This is a genomic window from Pseudomonas putida NBRC 14164 (assembly GCF_000412675.1).
Taxonomy (GTDB): Bacteria; Pseudomonadota; Gammaproteobacteria; order Pseudomonadales; family Pseudomonadaceae; genus Aquipseudomonas; species Aquipseudomonas putida.
On the sequence record NC_021505.1, the window covers coordinates 4,311,333 to 4,328,056 of the forward strand.

General features: G+C 62.9%; 13 protein-coding genes. 6 read left to right on the plus strand and 7 right to left on the minus strand.

The window, feature by feature from the left end; all coding sequences use genetic code 11:
* Window positions 1-106: 106 nt before the first annotated feature.
* A complete protein-coding gene (locus PP4_RS19040) occupies window positions 107-3,187 on the minus strand; it encodes a MexW/MexI family multidrug efflux RND transporter permease subunit (protein ID WP_016500814.1) in 3,081 nt (1,026 codons plus the stop codon).
* A complete protein-coding gene (locus tag PP4_RS19045; RefSeq protein WP_016500815.1) occupies window positions 3,184-4,281 on the minus strand; it encodes an efflux RND transporter periplasmic adaptor subunit in 1,098 nt (365 codons plus the stop codon). Before PP4_RS19045 ends, PP4_RS19040 begins: the two co-directional genes overlap by 4 nt.
* Window positions 4,282-4,365: 84 nt before the next feature.
* Here PP4_RS19045 and soxR point away from each other — a divergent pair, with 84 nt between their 5' ends.
* Window positions 4,366-4,821 (plus strand): redox-sensitive transcriptional activator SoxR, encoded by a 456-nt coding sequence (gene soxR, locus PP4_RS19050; protein WP_016500816.1) that lies wholly within the window; start codon window positions 4,366-4,368, stop codon window positions 4,819-4,821.
* A 133-nt stretch (window positions 4,822-4,954) separates the two neighbouring features.
* Window positions 4,955-5,203, plus strand: a complete 249-nt coding sequence (locus PP4_RS19055; protein WP_016500817.1) for a CsbD family protein — start codon at window positions 4,955-4,957, stop codon at window positions 5,201-5,203.
* A gap of 52 nt (window positions 5,204-5,255) precedes the next feature.
* Here PP4_RS19055 and PP4_RS19060 read toward each other — a convergent pair whose 3' ends face one another.
* The 4 genes from PP4_RS19060 to PP4_RS19075 form a co-directional block, all read right to left on the minus strand.
* The gene (locus PP4_RS19060) at window positions 5,256-6,509 is read right to left on the minus strand and encodes an OprD family porin (RefSeq protein WP_016500818.1); all 1,254 of its coding nucleotides are present in this window, start codon (window positions 6,507-6,509) and stop codon (window positions 5,256-5,258) included.
* Between the two features lie 44 nt (window positions 6,510-6,553).
* Window positions 6,554-7,858: a CitMHS family transporter gene (locus PP4_RS19065; RefSeq protein ID WP_016500819.1), complete on the minus strand. Its 1,305-nt coding sequence runs from the start codon at window positions 7,856-7,858 to the stop codon at window positions 6,554-6,556.
* 123 nt (window positions 7,859-7,981) lie between these two features.
* Window positions 7,982-9,298 (minus strand): dicarboxylate/amino acid:cation symporter, encoded by a 1,317-nt coding sequence (locus tag PP4_RS19070; protein WP_016500820.1) that lies wholly within the window; start codon window positions 9,296-9,298, stop codon window positions 7,982-7,984.
* A 74-nt stretch (window positions 9,299-9,372) separates the two neighbouring features.
* Window positions 9,373-10,452 (minus strand): 4-oxalomesaconate tautomerase, encoded by a 1,080-nt coding sequence (locus PP4_RS19075; protein WP_080642807.1) that lies wholly within the window; start codon window positions 10,450-10,452, stop codon window positions 9,373-9,375.
* A 147-nt stretch (window positions 10,453-10,599) separates the two neighbouring features.
* Here PP4_RS19075 and PP4_RS19080 point away from each other — a divergent pair, with 147 nt between their 5' ends.
* Complete coding sequence (locus PP4_RS19080) at window positions 10,600-11,493, plus strand: LysR family transcriptional regulator (RefSeq protein ID WP_016500822.1); 894 nt, start codon at window positions 10,600-10,602, stop codon at window positions 11,491-11,493.
* A 25-nt stretch (window positions 11,494-11,518) separates the two neighbouring features.
* Here PP4_RS19080 and PP4_RS19085 read toward each other — a convergent pair whose 3' ends face one another.
* Window positions 11,519-11,815 carry a DUF3144 domain-containing protein gene (locus PP4_RS19085; protein ID WP_016500823.1) on the minus strand — a complete coding sequence of 99 codons (297 nt, stop codon included), beginning with the start codon at window positions 11,813-11,815 and terminating at the stop codon, window positions 11,519-11,521.
* Between the two features lie 385 nt (window positions 11,816-12,200).
* Between PP4_RS19085 and mtlD the strand changes: the two genes are divergently transcribed.
* The 3 genes from mtlD (at window position 12,201) to PP4_RS19100 (ending at window position 16,711) form a co-directional block, all read left to right on the plus strand.
* Complete coding sequence (gene mtlD, locus PP4_RS19090; protein ID WP_016500825.1) at window positions 12,201-14,345, plus strand: bifunctional mannitol-1-phosphate dehydrogenase/phosphatase; 2,145 nt, start codon at window positions 12,201-12,203, stop codon at window positions 14,343-14,345.
* Between the two features lie 651 nt (window positions 14,346-14,996).
* Window positions 14,997-15,779 (plus strand): aldolase, encoded by a 783-nt coding sequence (locus PP4_RS19095; protein WP_012271240.1) that lies wholly within the window; start codon window positions 14,997-14,999, stop codon window positions 15,777-15,779.
* A gap of 44 nt (window positions 15,780-15,823) precedes the next feature.
* Entirely contained in the window at window positions 15,824-16,711 is an 888-nt protein-coding gene (locus tag PP4_RS19100; RefSeq protein ID WP_016500826.1) for a dihydrodipicolinate synthase family protein, read from the plus strand.
* Window positions 16,712-16,724: the final 13 nt, after the last annotated feature.

Consider the following 16,724-nt stretch of genomic DNA (forward strand, 5'->3'; position numbering starts at 1 on the left):
CCCCTCACACAGGACTGCACAGCCTTCAAGCCCGGCACAACCCGTGTGGGAGCTGGCTTGCCGGCGATGGGCTGCGAAGCAGCCCCGATATTCCTGTTCCCTCACTTCACATGCCCAACACCCGATCGGCCTCCAGCAACTGCTGCCCCCGCACCGTGGTCACCCGGTGATCGCGCGCCAGCCAGGCATAGATGGTCGGTAGCACGAACAAGGTAAACAAGGTGCCCACCAGCATCCCGCACACGATCACCACCCCCAGCCCGAAGCGGCTGTTGGCCCCGGCGCCGCTGGCGAACAGCAGCGGCAGCACACCAAAGGTCATCGCCGCAGTGGTCATCAGCACCGGCCGCAAACGTATCTGCGCGGCACGGACAATGGCGGCAGCACGGTCGAGGTTGTCGCGCACCTGGATCTCGTTGGCGAACTCCACCATCAGGATGCCGTGCTTGCTGATCAGGCCGATCAGGGTCACCAGGCCAATCTGCGTGTAAATGTTCAGCGTGGCCCAGCCCAGCGCCAGCGGCAGCAGCGCACCGCAGATCGACAGCGGCACAGTCACCAGGATGATCAGTGGGTCAACCAGGCTTTCGTACTGCGCCGCCAGCACCAGGTAGATCACCACCAGGGCAGCAAGAAACGCCCACATCAAGGCAAAGCCCTCCTGCACATACTGCCGAGATTCCGATTGCCAGTCGTGGCTGAAGCCCGGCGGCAGTTCGGCGGTGAGCTGTTCGAGAAAGGCCACGGCGTTGCCCATCGACACCCCCGGCGCCGGGATGGCCTGCAGGGTACTGGCGTTCTGCTGATCGAACTGCAGCAGGCGGTTGGGCGCCACTTCGATCTTTAGGTGCACCACCGTGGCCAGCGGCACCAGGCTGCCATCTTTGGCGCGCACATACTGGCGGTTCAGCGCCGCAGGCGTCAGGCGCTGGTCCTGGATACTCTGCGGGATCACATCATAGGAGCGCCCGAACAACGCAAAGCGGTTGAGGTATTGCTCGCCCACCAGCACACCCAGCGACTCGCCAATGGCCTGCATGCTGATGCCCAGGCTGGCCGCCTTGGCCCGGTCGACGCGCACCTTGACCACCGGGTTGTTGTAGTCGAGGTCGCTGTCCACCACGGCAAACAGGCCGCTGTCGCGGGCGCGTTGCTTGAGCACTTCCATGGTCTGGTACAGCTCGGGGTAATCCTGGGCGCTGCGCAGCACCATCTGCACCGGCAGGCCGCCACTGGAGCCCGGCAGCGAAGCGACCTGGAAGGCGAAGATGCTGCTGCCTTCGATATCCGCCACGGCCTGCTGCAACTGCGCCTGCACCTGTGCGGCGGAACGCTCGCGCGCCTGCCAGGCGCTGAGGTTGATACCCCCGAAACTGGCGGCCGGGCCGTCGGTGCCGTTGATGATCCAGGTGTCGGTGGTTTCGGCGATGGACTTCATCACCTGGTCAAGCTTCAGCGCAAAGCGTTCCGCATATTCGAGGCTGGCATGCTGCGGCGACTTGATGGCGGTAAGCACCGCCGCCTGGTCCTCGGGCGGCGCCAGCTCGCGTTGGGGCAGCAGGTAAAGCCAGGGCAGGCTCAGGCACACCAGCAGCGCCACACCCGCGCTGATCCAGCGATGCGCCAGGGAGTAGGCCAGCACTCGTCCATAGGCCGCGGTCAACGCAGCAAACAACCGATCAGCCATGTTGGCCATCGCGCCATGCTGTTGCCCGGGTTGCAACAGCAACGAGCTCATCACCGGCGACAGGGTCAGCGCCACGATGCCGGACACGATCACCGCCCCCGCCAAGGTCAGGGCAAATTCGCGGAACAGCGTGCCGGTCAGCCCGCCCATCAGCCCGATCGGCGCATACACAGCCGCCAGGGTAAGGGTCATGGCAATGACCGGCCCGGCGATTTCCCGCGCCCCGGCCAATGCCGCAGCAACCGGCGACTTGCCCTCTTCGATATGCCGGTGCACGTTCTCCACCACCACGATGGCATCGTCCACCACCAGGCCGATGGCCAGCACCATCGCCAGCAAGGTCAGCAGATTGAGGCTGAAGCCGAACATCAGCATCAGGCCTGCGGCACCGAGCATCGACAGCGGGATGGCCACCACTGCGATCAGCACACTGCGCAGCGAACCCAGGCACAGCCAGATCACCAGCACCACGATCAGCATCGCCTCCACCAGGGTGCGCAGCACCTCATGGATCGAAGCATCGATGAAGCGCGCAGTCTCATAGGCCAGCGCCACCTTCACCCCAGGCGGCAGGGTCTGCTGGATTTGCGGCAGCAGCTGGCGAATGCCTTCGACAATCACCAGCGGGTTGCCGGCCGGCGTGGGAAACAGCCCCAGGTGCACGGCAGGCTTGCCGTCCATGGTAGCGCTGGTCTGGGTGGCAGCCGCGCTCAGCTCGACAGTGCCGACATCGCGCAGGCGCACCAGGTCGGTGCCATCGTTGCGGATGATCAGCTCGCGGAAGTCCTCGACCCGGGTCAGGTCGGTGTCCACCTGGATATCGGCCAGCACGTACTGCCCACGCACCTGGCCCGGCGTCGCCTGGTAGTTGTTGGCCCGCACCGCCTGCGCCACGTCCGCTGCCGTCACCCCGCGCCCGGCCATCTGTTCGCTGTCCAGCCACAGGCGCATGGCCAGCCGCTGCCCACCGAACGACTGCACCTTGGCCACGCCGTCGATGCCTGAGAACTGCGGCTCCACCACCCGCGACAGGTAATCGCTCAGCTCCGGGATCGACAGGCTGTCACTGGCAAAACCCACATAAGCCACGGCGGTGGAGTCGCCTGCCGACAGCTCCACCACCGGGTCGTAAGCCTTTTCCGGCAGGCGGTAGCGCACCTGATTGACCTTGGCCATGGTCTCGGCCAGCGCCTGGGTCGAGTCGCGGTTGAGCACCATGCGCAAGGTGATCAGGCTGTGCCCCTGCTGCGACGACGAGGACAGGTAGTCGATGCCCTCCACCGACGACACCGCCTGGGTGATCGGCTGGGTCACAAAGCCCTGCATCAGCTCGGCCGAAGCGCCGGGGTACTCGGTGCTGATGGTAATGGTGGAGCTTGCCAGCAACGGGTACTGACGGATCGGCAACTTGCCCATGGCAAACAGCCCCATCAGGATGATCAGGCTGCTGACCACCAGCGCCAGCACCGGGCGGCGCACGAAGAGGTCGGTAAACTTCATGGCTGCCCCCCTCCGAGGTTTGCCTGCAAGCTGTCCTGCGCCACCGGCTCGACCGACATGCCGTCGCTGAGCTTCAACTGGCCAGACACCACCACCCGGTCACCGGGCGCCAGGCCGGAGGTAACCTCCACCCGCCCCTCCCAGCGCTCACCAGTGGTGACCCGCACCCTGCTGACCCGGGTACCATGCGCCGAGTCCTGAGTGGCAACGAATACTGTCTGGCCATAGGCGGCGTAGGTGATCGCGGTTTCTGGCACAGCCAATACAGTCGACGGCTGCACAGCATCCAGGCGCACGCCAGCGTACATGCCCGGCTGCAACTGCCCGTCCGGGTTCGGCAAGGCTGCCTGCACCTGCACCAGGCGCGCCTTGCTGACCACCGGATCCACCGCCACCACCCGGGCCTTGAAGCCTTGCCCGCGTACTGCGTCCAGCGTCAGTGCCAGCACTTGCCCGACGTGCACTTCGGGGGCGGCCTGCTCGCCCAAGGCAAAATTCACATGCAACTGGCTGATGTCGGCCAGGCTGACGATGGCCTCGCCGGCGCCCAGGTATTGGCCCTGATGCACCCGCCGAATGCCCAGCTTGCCGGTAAACGGTGCGCGAATGGCCTTCTGCGCGATCAGCGCTTCGACATGCTGCAACTCCCCGCTGGCCACGTCCACGGCGGTGGCGGCGTTGTCCAGCAGCTCTTGCGACACGGCATTCATCGCCCGCAGCTTGCGGCTGCGCTGCAGCACCACTTCGGCGTTACGCAGCCTGGCCCGCAACTGCACCCGCTGGGCCTGCTCCGGTGCGTCGTTGAGCTGCACCAGCAACTGCCCGGCAGTGACCGCCTGCCCCGACTCGAAGGCGATGCGGGTAACGCGCCCCGCCGTCTCGGCCGCCACCTGTACCTGGTTGACCGCTTCCAGTTCCCCTGAAGCAAAGTTCTGCCGCGCCAACGGCACCTGCTCGGCCGTGGCAAGCGCCACCTTGGTCGCCGGCCACGCCGCCGCAGCGGGTGGCGCCGAACCGCTACCCACTAACGCATAGCAAGCAGCCAGCACACCGGCTACAGCGCCAGCCCAGGCCAGTAACGTCCGTTTGTTCATGCACAGCTCCGATCACAGGGAAAGCGGTTGCGGGGAAGATCGGGCAGGACTATAAGAGCTCAACTTAACTTGAGGTCAACAGACATGGCAGCGGACAACACGCGGATGCTCACAGTGGGTGAAGTGGCCAAGCGCAGCGGCGTGGCGGTGTCTGCGCTGCACTTCTACGAGACCAAGGGGCTGATCGCCAGCGTCCGCACGGCCGGCAACCAGCGGCGCTATCCCTCGCTGGTGCTGCGTACACTGGCGATCATCAAGGTGGCGCAGCGCACGGGTATTCCGCTGGAGGAAATCAAGCAGGCGTTCAGCCGCTATGCGCCAAACAGCAAGCTTACGGCGGCGCAATGGGGCGAGATGTCCACCGCATGGCGCGAAGACCTGAACGCCCGAATCCGCACGCTGGAGGCGCTGCGCGACAGCCTGGACAACTGCATCGGTTGCGGTTGCCTGTCGCTGGAAGACTGCCCGCTGCGCAACCCCGAGGATGTGCTGGGCAAGGAAGGTACCGGGGCGCGGATCCTCGAGAAGAAAGCGCGTTAGCCTCGCGCTCCCAAGCCATGTGCGATGCGTGATCTGCAGGTGACACGCAGACGCTTGGAACCATTGCGGCCCTTCACCGCCCTAACCCTGTGCTGTTAACCCAAAGCCGATCACAGGAAGGAACAAAGCCATCATGAAACGTGAACAGATCGAAGGTGTAGCAGAGAACCTGGCAGGCAAGGCGCAGAGCGCTGTAGGCCGACTGATCGAGGATCCTGCGCTGGAAGCCGAAGGCGATGGGCGTCAGGCAGCAGGCCAGCTGACCAAGACCTATGGTGACACGCTGGATACGGTGTCTTCGTTCGTGAAGGAAAAACCGTTCGCCGCGCTGGCCATCACCGCCGCCGTCACGCTGGTGGTCTCTCGCCTGCTGCGCCGCTGAACAGGGCTGCGCAAGCAGGGCCAGGGCCGGGTACGCCATCCGGCCCGCGCCATCACCAGATGGCGATATCGTAGGTAAGGTAAAGGCGGTTGCTGTCGCGCCCGCGGGCAAAATCCGAACGATAGACATAGTTACGCAGCTTCACACCCAGCCCTTTCAACGGCCCGCCCTGCACCACGTAGGCAAGCTCGGCGTCACGCTCCCACTCCTTGATGCCCCCGGCACCGGAGCGGCTATTTTCGCCACTCAGGTATCGCGCCATGAAGGTCAGGCCCGGCACGCCTGCTGCCGCAAAGTTGTAGGCGTAGCTTGCCATCCAGGTCTTTTCGTCTTGCTCGATAAACTTGCCGATGCCGACGTTGCTGAACGAGTACACCGTCGCTCCGCTGATATAGGGCAGCCCTGCCTCACCGTCGAGCACTTGGTAGCCGGCACCAAGGGCATGGCCGGAATGGGCATAGGCCACCTGCCCGCTGATCATGTCGTTATTGATGGCGCCGCCGTAGGCGGCACCGCTGTCACGGCTCTTGAAATAGCGCAGGTCAGTGCTCAGCACGCCACCGGCCAGCGGCAGCTCATGTAGCAGGCCGGCGAAGTCCTGGCGGTAGAAGTGCTCGAGCTGGCCATGGAAATAGCTCAGGCGCAGTTGTTTGCTGACGGCATAGTCGGCGCCGGCGAAGTTGAAGTCACCGGACATGCCGCCCGCATAGCCATCCAGGTACAGGCCAGTGCTGTCCGATGAATCACGCTGTTTGAAGCGGTCCAGGTGCCCCGCCGTCAGTGTCAGCCCTTCGATATCCGTGCTGGTCAGCTGCGTGCCCTGGTACGTCTGCGGCAACAGCCGGGCATCGTTATAGACCAGCACCGGCGTCTTGGGCAGCAAGGTGCCGTGCTTGACCACAGTCTGCCCGATGCGGGCCTTCGCCGTGACCCCTGCGCTGGCGAATTCGTCCGCCGCTCGGCCGTCGTCATGCACCGGCAGCAGCCCGGTACCGCTACGCCCGCGGCCCGAGTCGAGCCTTATGCCGACCAGACCCAGTGCGTCGAGCCCGACCCCGAGCGTGCCGGCGGTAAAGCCCGACTGGTAGTCGAGCAGAAAACCCTGGGCCCACTCCACCCGCTCGCTTTTTGCAGTGGCGGCAGCACGCGCACTCATGCCCTGCTCGTCACGGAAATTCTCGTTGAAGGAGACGTTGCGCAGTTGCAGCTTGAGCTTGCTGTCATCGACGAAACCAGCGGCGCCGGCAACAGGTAAGCAGCCGCAGAGCAGGCCACAAGTGGCCCCACGGAACATGGCTCGGGACATGATCGGTACTCTATTGTTGTTATTTGAATGCGTGCAGGCAGGGCTCAGACGAAGAAGGACAAAGCCCCTGTGAGCAAGGCCAGCGCGGTGATCACCAGCGACGTGAGCACGGCCCACTTGAAGGTGGCCTTCTGGAAGTCACCGATGTCACGGTCGACCATGCCCACCAGCAGCAACGTCGAAGCCACCAGCGGGCTCATCAGGTGCACCGGCTGGCCGAGGACCGAGGCGCGGGCAATTTCCAGCGGGTCGATGCCGTAAGCTGCGGCGGCGTTTGCCAGGATCGGCACCACGCCGAAGTAGTAGGCGTCGTTGGACAACACAAAGGTCAGCGGCATGCTGGTCAGCGCCACCACCAGCGGGAACCAGTGGCTCCATTCTTCGGGAATCCAGTCCACCAGGGTTTGCGCCAGGGCGTCGACCATCTTGGTGCCCGAGAAGATCCCGGCAAAGATACCCGCGGCGAACACCAGCAGCACCACGGTCATGGCGTTACCTGAATGCGCCAGAATGCGCTCCTTCTGCAGTTCCAGCTGCGGGTAGTTGATCATCAGCGCGGCGACGAAGCCGATCATGAACAGGATGGCGGCATGCATCAGCCCCATCACCAGCGCGGTCATGACGGCGATTACCAGCAACAGGTTTACATAGGCCAGCCGCGGGCGTTTGTACGGGTTGTCGCCGAGGATCTCCTTGATGTAGCAGTTGCCACCGCCGGCCTGCAGGGCGATGTTGCCGATACGGCGGCGTTCGGTACGCCCCAGCAGGAAGGCCGTGAACACCACCCAGGCCGCACCGCCGATCATGGTCGGCAGCATCGGGATGAAGTACTCGCTGGCGTCCAGCCCAAGCGCGGCGATGGCCCGCGTGGCTGGCCCGCCCCAGGGGCTCAAGCCGCTCATGATGCTCAGCGACAGCATCGACACCGTGGCCAGGATCATCGGGTTCATGCCGATACGTTTGTAGAGTGGCAGCATGGCGGCACAGGTGATCATGTAGGTGGTCGTGCCGTCACCGTCCAGCGCCACCAGAAGCGACAGCAGTGCAGTGCCGATGGCGATCTTGACCGGGTCGCCGTTCACCCGCTTGAGGATCTTGCGGATCAGCGGGTCGAACAGGCCGGCATCGATCATCAGGCCGAAGAACAGGATGGCGAACAGTAGCAAGGCTGCCGATGGGGCGACCATCTTCAGGCCGTCGAGCATCATCTTGCCCAGTTCGGGGGCAAAGCCGCCGATGACGGCGAAGACGATCGGGACAACGGTCAACGCAACGATAGGCGACAGGCGCTTGCTCATGATCAGGTAGGTGAACGTCACCACCATGATCAGGCCCAGGAGTGCGAGCATGGTCTTTCTCTCTTGTTTTTATTGTGCGTGGCCGCCCGCCGGGCAGGCAGCCTCCAACCCCACTCGGTATCGCTGCGACGCTGAGTGGAATTTTAAGTCAATGTTCAGTAGTGCGAACGGGGTTCAGCCGTGGCGGCTTGGCTCGGCGGGCCAGGCGGCCGGTTCGGGTGCAGCACAGTCTGGCTGTACCGGTTGCTCACCATTGAGTGCGCGCAACAGGGTCTCCCGCTCACAGGCATTCTCTGACAGCGAGATCACCACCGTGGCCACCGCATTGCTGGCAAGGCTGGTGAGGGCCCGGGCTTCGGACATGAAGCGGTCAATACCGATCAGCAGCGCCAGGCCAGCCAGCGGAATATCGTGGATCACGGTCAGGGTCGAGGCCAGGGCAACGAAACCACTGCCTGTCACCCCGGCGGCGCCCTTGGACGACAGCAACATGATCGCCAGCATGGTCAGCGTCTGCCCCAGGGTGATGTCGATGTTGCAGGCCTGGGCGATGAAGATGGCTGCCAGCGACAGGTAGATGGCTGTGCCGTCAAGGTTGAACGAGTACCCGGTTGGCAACACCAGGCCTACTACACCCTTCTTGCAGCCCAGCTTCTCGAGCTTTTCCAGCATGCGCGGTAGCACCGGTTCGGTGGACGAAGTCCCAAGCACCACCAGGAATTCCTCACGGAAATAGCGCAGCAGTTTCCACAGGCTGAAACCATGGGCACGGCAGATGCTACCCAGTACGACCAGTACGAAGAACGCACAGGCGATGTACAGCGTACCTACCAGCTTGGCCAGGGCACCGAGCGAGGTGATGCCGTACTGCCCGACGGTAAAAGCCAGCGCACCAAAGGCACCCACCGGCGCAAAGCGCATCAGGTAACCAAAAATGCGGAACACCATGGTCGAGGCAGACTCCAGCACATCCAGCACTGGCTTGCCCTTGTCCCCCATGGACGACAGGGCAAAGCCGCTGAGTACGGCGATGAACAGAACCGGCAATACTTCGCCCTTGTTGAAGGCACCGATGAACGTATCGGGAATGATGTGCATGAAGAAATCGACCACGCCCAGCTTGGCGGCCGAGGCGGTGTACTGGCTGAGGCCTTCGGTGCTGAGGGTTGCGGGGTCGATGTTCATGCCCACACCGGGTTTGAACAGGTAGACCGCCGCCAGGCCAATCGCCAGGCTCACCACCGTCAGGCCCAGGAACAGCAGCAACGTCTTGCTCATCAGGCGCCCCAGCGAGCGCTTGTCGGTCATCCCGGCAATGCCGGTGACGATGGTGCAGAACACCACCGGGGCGATCATCATCTTGATCAGCTTGATGAAGGCATCACCCAAGGGCTTGAGCGCAACGGCCTGTTGCGCCCAGAAGTGGCCGACCACTACGCCCAGCAGGACGGCGCAGAGGATCTGAAAGTACAGCGATTTGGCGAGTTTCATGGGGCATCACCATTGTTGAAATTGTGCGGATGCGCTTGGTGCATGTGTAAAGCAGGTGGCAGGGCCGCCTCTAGCTACCCTGCCAGCCTGCGCAAGGTAGGGGCATAGACGAAACCCGAGAATAGCCGCCGGGCGGTTCGTACCACAGACACCTGGGTTGTCTTGCCGTCGACACCGCTGCGCGACAGCGCCACATCGATGCCGCCGCTCGGGTGCTCCAGGCGCACTTCGGTCAACTGCCGGGCATCCTCGCCAAGCAGGTCGGCGATCACCGTGCCCGGGCTGACGCAGGCAGTCGCCAGCCCTACCGCCCCGGTGATGGCCAACGCACGGTGACAGTTGTGCGGCATGAAGTAACGCACCTGCAACGTGCCGCCGTACCGTGGCGCAGACACCAGCACCGGCTTGGGGATTACCATGCCACTGACGTCGCCAAGACCCATGGCTTTGCCAGCTTTCAGCCGCAGCGCTTCAAGGCGCTTGAGCAGCGAGTGATTGGCATCGAGTTCTGCAGGGGTTTCCGATCCGGTCACCCCGAGTTGACTGGCCTGCACGACCATCATGGGCATGGCCATGTCGATGCAGGTTACCGGTACGCCATCGATCACATCCGTGGCCTTGCCGGTAGGGAACAGCTTGCCGGTTTTGCTGCCGACTGCATCGAGGAAAGTCAGGTGCACCGGGGCGGCAGTGCCCGGTACGCCATCGATTGCCGTGCGGCCTTCGTAGCGCACGATACCGCCGGGGGTTTCCACCAGCGAATTGACCAAGGTGCCGGTGTTCAGGTTGCGGATGCGGACCAACGTCTTGCCATCCTGGCCTTTCACCAGGCCTTGTTCGATGGCGAACGGGCCCACGGCGCACAGCATGTTGCCGCAATTGGGCGCGGTGTCGACGCGGCGTTGGGCAACCATCACCTGCACGAACAGGTAATCGACGTCAGCCTCGGGATGCAACGAAGGGCTGACGATCGCCACCTTGCTGGTTTGCGGGCTGCCGCCACCGATGCCATCGATTTCAAGTTCGTGGCCGGAGCCCATCAGGTTGATCAGCAACTCGTCACGTTCGACCACATTGGCAGGCAGGTCCCAGGCGTGGAAGAACGGCCCTTTAGAGGTACCACCGCGCATGAGTACGCAAGGAATTCGCTGCATGATTTTGCACCCTTGTTGATCAATGGACATCATTGATGCTGTGAGCAAAAGAGTGACAGGCATGGATAAATCAATCCAATGCAAATATCGTAGCCATTATTGCGATTCAAACATTAATCATGCACGGCGACAGTAGCGGGCTTTCTTATGGAATATGAGCTGCAAGACATCAGATCTTTCGTGAAAATCGCCGAACTCGGTAGTTTCCACGAGGCCGCCGAGGCGCTTCACCTGTCCCAGCCGGCCTTGAGTCGGCGGATCAAGAAGCTTGAGGAAGGCCTGGGCACCTCGCTACTGGAGCGCACCACCCGCCGGGTCAGCCTGACCAGCGTGGGGCGCGACTTCCTGCCCAAGGCCAGGCGCCTGCTGGATGATTTTGAAGACTCCATCCTCAGCATCCGCGAGCTGGCCGAGCGCCAGACCGGCCAGGTCACCCTCGCCTGCATCCCCACCGCAGCGTTCTACTTCCTGCCGTCGGTGATCCGCGATTACAACGAGCAGTACCCGAAAATCCGCATTCGCCTGCTGGACCTTAGTGCCAACGACGGGCTCGAAGCCGTGTTGCGCGGCGAGGCCGACTTCGGTATCAACATGATGAGCGGCCAGCACCCGGACATCGAGTTTGTCACGCTGGTGCAAGAGCACTTTGTGCTGGCCTGCAGGCGCGACCACCCACTGGCAAACCGGGCCTCCGTTACCTGGACAGAGCTGGCGGATTACCGCCTGATCGGCGTCGGCCGCCTGAGCGGCAACCGCATGCTGCTGGACCATGCGTTGTCCGGGCTCAACCTGCGGCCCAAATGGTTCTACGAAGTGCAACACCTGTCGACGTCGCTGGGCATGGTCGAGGCCGGGCTGGGCGTGTCGGCCATGCCCAGCCTGGCCATGCCCAACGCTGATCACCCGACGCTGGTGAGCGTGCCGTTGATCGAGCCGCAAGTCACACGCACCCTGGGGCTGGTGTACCGGCGCGGCGCGTCGTTGTCGCCTGCGGCGGAGAAGTTCGTTTCGATCCTTTTGCAGCAGTGGCCCAACCGTTGAGTCGCCGCTGCGCAGGCAGGTGAGGTCAGGCGTCCTTGCCGAGTACCAGGTGGTCAAAATGCTCGATGTGCTCATCCAGGTTGTCTTCGAGCATCATCCGGTACTGCTCGCAGAAGTACTTCAGAATCTCCTCCCGGGCTGCCGCCAGTTCCGCGCCGCTCTTGAAGCTGCGGGCGCTCATCCAGGCGCTGAAACGCGTGGCGCCGAAGGTCAGCGAGGCACTCACCTTGCCCAGGTCTTCGAATTTTTCAATCTGCTGGTTGGCCAGGTCGATGTGCGCATCGGCGCGGTCATAAAAGGCCTGATCGGTAGCTTGGGTCATTGCGGTTCACCTTGTAACGGAAGCCCAAGCCTTGCATGGCGGCGCGCATACGTGCAAGGCTGAAAAAGGATCACTCATGACGAAAAGGAAGCAAAGCACCTTATGCTTGGAATCACACGTATCCATCGCTATTTGCGCCCACTGCCTGCAAAACCGACTGCAGCCAGTGGGCGTGACCTCAAGGCCAAACCAGCCGCCCGCCTCGCCTCAAAGGTTGCAAACCTCCTCTGCACTCCCCGCTCCGCCCCGCCTTACTTCTGCGTTACCCCTGAGCGCCCCCCTGTCGACCGTGTGCCTCCGACCTGACTGCCCACGCTGCAGCTCTCACACCGTATTCGCCTGTGACAGGCGGGATGTCTGACGCAACAACAAGGGGCAACACCCAATGCTTTTCTTTCAAGGTAAACAGATTCTCAGCGCCATCTTCGATATGGATGGCACCCTCTTCGACACCGAACGCTTGCGCTTCAAGACACTGAAGCAAGCCTCGCTGGAAATCTTCGGCAAAGCGCTGAGCGAGGACACATTGATCGGCTCGCTGGGCCTGAGCGCGACCAAGGCCGAAGCCCTGGCCAAGGCGCATAACGGTGAAGACTTCCCGTACGCCGAGATCCGCAAGCGCGCGGATGAACTTGAGCTCGACTATGTGCGCAATCACGGCGTACCCATCAAGGCCGGCTTGCTGGAAGTGCTGGAGCGCCTGCGCAAGTCGGGCTTGACCATGGCAGTGGCCACCTCCAGCCGCCGTGCCATTGCCGAGGAATACCTGATCAATGCCAATGTGCTGAAGTATTTCGACATCACTGTCTGTGGCGATGAAGTCAGCCAGGGCAAACCCCACCCCGAGATTTTCCTGAAAGCCGCTCGCGCGCTCAATTGCGAGCCGGGCCAATGCTTCATGGTCGAGGATTCGGAGAACGGCATGCTGTCAGCCATACGTGCCGAAGGCCAGGCGATCCTGATCGAAGACATCAAGCCGCCCGCTGCCGAGATCAAGGCTGGCGCGCTCAAAGCCTACCGCAGCATGCATGAGTTTCTCGCCGACCTTAGCGAGTGCGTACCTGACTTGGGCATGCCGGCATTGAGCGAGCCGTTCCCGGCTTCGTTGAACCAGTTCAGCGTAGGCATTCACGGCTTCGGCGCCATCGGCGGTGGTTACCTGACACAGGTGTTTTCCCATTGGGATGGCTACACCCGGCCTCGTGAAATCATCGCCGCGACCCGCTCGCGCATGCTGCGCGAAAGCGTCAATGCCTTTGGCCGCTACAGCGTGCGCTACGGTGCTACATCATTCGACCAGACCATCGACAATGTGCGCATGATCGACATGGACGATGACGACGCAGTCATCGGCATGTACACCACTGCCGAAATTATCGGCCTGAGCCTGCCCGAGCAGGCCATCCGCAACCAGGCGAAGGTGATTGCCAAAGGGCTGCTGCAACGTTTCGAACGACGTGGCCGTGACCTGACGCTGCTGATCGTGCTGAACAAGGTGGGCGGCGCCGCGTTCGTGCGCCGCCATGTGCAGGCAGAGCTGGCATTGCTGTGCCCGCCGGCAATTAGCGAGCAAGTGCTGGAAAAGACCCATTTCGCCGAAACAGTCGTCAGCCGCATCGTCTCCAAGCTCAGCAACGACGCACTGGTGCGGCAACTGCGCATCAAGTCGCAGATGTTCCAGAACAGCCTGGAAGACGAGCCGGCAGTCGCCACCAAGGCATCCACGCCAGTGCCTGAATACGAACGACTGATCGGGCGCTTCAGGCCCTTTGCCCAGCCCAGCAGCGCGATGAGCCAGCTGCACCTGATCCTGTTCAACAGCGAACCCGACATGCCGCTGTATGTAGAGCACGGCAGCGAGCTGCTCGAACGCCTGCGCCAGGTGAAGACGGTGCCGGACATCACCCAGATCCAGGTCATAAAGAACCGCCTGTGGAACGGCCCGCATGCCATCGTTGCCTGGTACGCGAGCCTGTTGGGCCATGACTCGGTGGGCCAGGGTATGGGCGATGCGCGTGTCAGCGAACTGGCCGAACGCCTGATTCGCCAGGAAGTCGGGCCAGCACTGGTGGCGGAGTACCCGCAGATGGCAGAAGTGGTCAGCCGTTTTGCCGATACCTTCCTGGAGCGCTGTGCAACCTCCTTCAAAGACCCTTGTGCCCGGGTGGGGCGCGACCCGTTGCGCAAGCTTCAGCGCAACGAACGCATCCTCAGCAGCATCGACCTTGCACGCAAGCATGGTATTGAAACCCCGTCGCTGGCGTTTGGCGCGGCACTGGCCATTCACCATGCCCTGCGCTGCGTAGACAGCAAAGACCAGGAAGCCCAGGCGATCAGACAGGTTTATCGGGATAACAACGCCAGCGTCGAGGCCGTGCTTACCCATGACGGTGACTGTAATGGCAAGCGTTTTCCAGGGCTGGACCCGATCAGGGACACGCAGCTGATCACTGCCATTTCAGATGCTTTCCGGCAGTACCCGCCAAGGGATGTGGCAAGCAGGCTGGGCGACCTTTGCATAGGCGCATGAGGTACTGCATTAGCCTGAAGCCAGCGCGGTGAATGGCACCGGCTCCGCCGGTGTTCGCGGGCGTGCCCGCTCCCACAATGACCGCGCTAGCTTTCAGGTGTTGTGCAAGACAGTAGCGTCCACAGGTATTGCATATGCCTGAGGCCTGCGCGACTACCTGTGGGAGTGGGTTTACCCGCGAAGAATCCAACACGGTGAATGGCACCGGCTCCGCCGGTGTTCGCGGCTAAAGCCGCTCCCACAGTGATCGCGCCAGCCTTCAGGTGTTGTGCAAGACAGCTGCCTCCAGGGGTACTGCATATGCCTGAGGCCTGCGCGATTACCTGTGGGAGCGGGCATGCCCGCGAAGAATCCAGTGCGGTGGATGGCACCGGCACCGCCGGTGTTCGCGGGGCAAGCCCGCTCCCACAGTGATCGCGCCGATTTCAACTGCTGGGCAAGACAGTTGTCCCCACAGGTACTGCCTGAAGCCTGCGCGACTCCCCTCGAAGAATTTGCTATCGGAACGTACCACGCATGCCTGCGGGCTTCACCGTGGGAATGACACAAAGCTTGCAAATGACACAATGTGTCATTAAGATCGCCATGTGTCCTGGCAGCGCCACTACGACGATCAGCCAGTACCCGCCCTTTTCCAAGCAGGTACCGCCCATGACGACCACCATGCATACCCCCAAGGACCAGTTGGTCAAACTCGCCCAGCAGCAGATGCTGACGGCCCTGGCCGACAACACCTACACGGCCCGGCAAAAACTTGCCCTTACCTGCCGCATCCTGTTCGACGGCGGCCACGACTCTGGCCTTGCCGGGCAGATCACCGCACGTGCGCAGGAACCTGGCACCTACTACACCCAGCAACTGGGCCTGGGCTTCGATGAAATCGCCGCCTCAAACCTGCTGGTGGTGGACGAAGACCTCACCGTGCTGCAAGGCCGCGGCATGGCCAATCCGGCCAACCGTTTCCACAGCTGGCTGTACCGGGCCCGCCCCGACGTCAACTGCATCATCCACACCCACCCGCTGCACAGCGCTGCCCTGTCGATGCTGGAGGTGCCGCTGGCCATCTCGCACATGGACCTGTGCCCGCTATTTGACGATTGCGCATTCCTCAAGGAATGGCCAGGGGTGCCGGTGGGCAACGAGGAAGGTGAAATCATCGCGAAGGCGATCGGTGACAAGCGTGCGATCCTGCTTTCGCACCACGGCCTGTTGATTGCCGGTGGCTCGATCGAAGAAGCCTGCGTACTTGCCCTGCTGTTCGAGCGCGCAGCAAAGATGCAATTGCTGGCCATGGGCGCCGGTGACATCCGCCCCATCCCCGAAGCACTGGGCAAAGAAGCCCACGACTGGATCTCCACCCCCAAACGTCACGGCGCCGCGTTCAGCTACTACGCACGCCGGGCCTTGCGTGCCCACGGCGACTGCCTGGGCTGATCGAAGCTGTACTCTTTCCTCAACAACGGCAGAGGTGCCTGGTCATGTCTACACCTGTAATTCGCGGCGTTATCGGTTACACCATCACTCCCTTCACGGCTGACGGCACGCTCGACCTGGATGCCCTGGGTACATCCATCGACAGCCTGATCGCAGACGGCGTGCACGCCATCGCACCGCTGGGCAGCACCGGCGAAGGGGCCTACCTGTCCGACAGCGAATGGGAAACCGTGGTGCGCTTCAGCCAGGCACGCATTGCCGGCCGCGTGCCCAGCGTGGTCAGCGTTTCCGACCTGACCACCGCCCGTACCGTGCAGCGCGCGCGCCTGGCGCAGGCCTGCGGCGCCACGGCAGTGATGGTGCTGCCCATTTCCTACTGGAAGCTAACCGAAGCCGAAGTGATCGCCCACTACAAGGCTGTCGGCGCGGCCATCGACATCCCGATCATGCTCTACAACAACCCAGGCACCAGCGGCACTGACCTGTCGGTTGAACTGATCCTGCGCATCCTCGGCGAGGTGCCCAATGTGACCATGGTCAAGGAAAGCACCGGTGACATTCAGCGCATGCACCGCCTGTACAAGGCCACCGCTGGCCAGGTGGCGTTCTACAACGGCTGCAACCCGCTGACCCTGGAAGCGCTGGTGGCCGGCGCCACAGGCTGGTGCACCGCCGCACCCAACCTGATCCCGGCACTGAACCTGGCGCTGTGGGATGCCGTGCAGCAAGGCGACCTGGGCAAAGCCCGCGCGCTGTTCTACCGCCAGTACGAGCTGCTGGAGTACATCACCCGCCGCGGCCTGCCCACCACCATCAAGGCCGGCCTGAAAATGCTCGGCCAGGATGTCGGCGCCCCACGCCTGCCCCTGCAGCCGCTGGATGCCCAGGGCAGCACTTACCTGAAAGGCCTGCTGGCCGAACTGGCCAATTAACCGTGAAACCCGC

Bases quoted from the DNA above. Each gene is read 5' to 3' on its own strand.
- PP4_RS19045 (WP_016500815.1), bottom strand. From the start codon at position 4,281: ATGAACAAACGGACGTTACTGGCCTGGGCTGGCGCTGTAGCCGGTGTG.
- PP4_RS19080 (WP_016500822.1), top strand. From the start codon at position 10,600: ATGGAATATGAGCTGCAAGACATCAGATCTTTCGTGAAAATCGCCGAA.
- mtlD (WP_016500825.1), top strand. From the start codon at position 12,201: ATGCTTTTCTTTCAAGGTAAACAGATTCTCAGCGCCATCTTCGATATG.
- PP4_RS19100 (WP_016500826.1), top strand. From the start codon at position 15,824: ATGTCTACACCTGTAATTCGCGGCGTTATCGGTTACACCATCACTCCC.
- PP4_RS19065 (WP_016500819.1), bottom strand. From the start codon at position 7,858: ATGCTCGCACTCCTGGGCCTGATCATGGTGGTGACGTTCACCTACCTG.
- PP4_RS19040 (WP_016500814.1), bottom strand. From the start codon at position 3,187: ATGAAGTTTACCGACCTCTTCGTGCGCCGCCCGGTGCTGGCGCTGGTG.
- PP4_RS19060 (WP_016500818.1), bottom strand. From the start codon at position 6,509: ATGTCCCGAGCCATGTTCCGTGGGGCCACTTGTGGCCTGCTCTGCGGC.
- PP4_RS19095 (WP_012271240.1), top strand. From the start codon at position 14,997: ATGACGACCACCATGCATACCCCCAAGGACCAGTTGGTCAAACTCGCC.
- PP4_RS19075 (WP_080642807.1), bottom strand. From the start codon at position 10,452: ATGCAGCGAATTCCTTGCGTACTCATGCGCGGTGGTACCTCTAAAGGG.
- PP4_RS19055 (WP_016500817.1), top strand. From the start codon at position 4,955: ATGAAACGTGAACAGATCGAAGGTGTAGCAGAGAACCTGGCAGGCAAG.
- PP4_RS19085 (WP_016500823.1), bottom strand. From the start codon at position 11,815: ATGACCCAAGCTACCGATCAGGCCTTTTATGACCGCGCCGATGCGCAC.
- soxR (WP_016500816.1), top strand. From the start codon at position 4,366: ATGGCAGCGGACAACACGCGGATGCTCACAGTGGGTGAAGTGGCCAAG.
- PP4_RS19070 (WP_016500820.1), bottom strand. From the start codon at position 9,298: ATGAAACTCGCCAAATCGCTGTACTTTCAGATCCTCTGCGCCGTCCTG.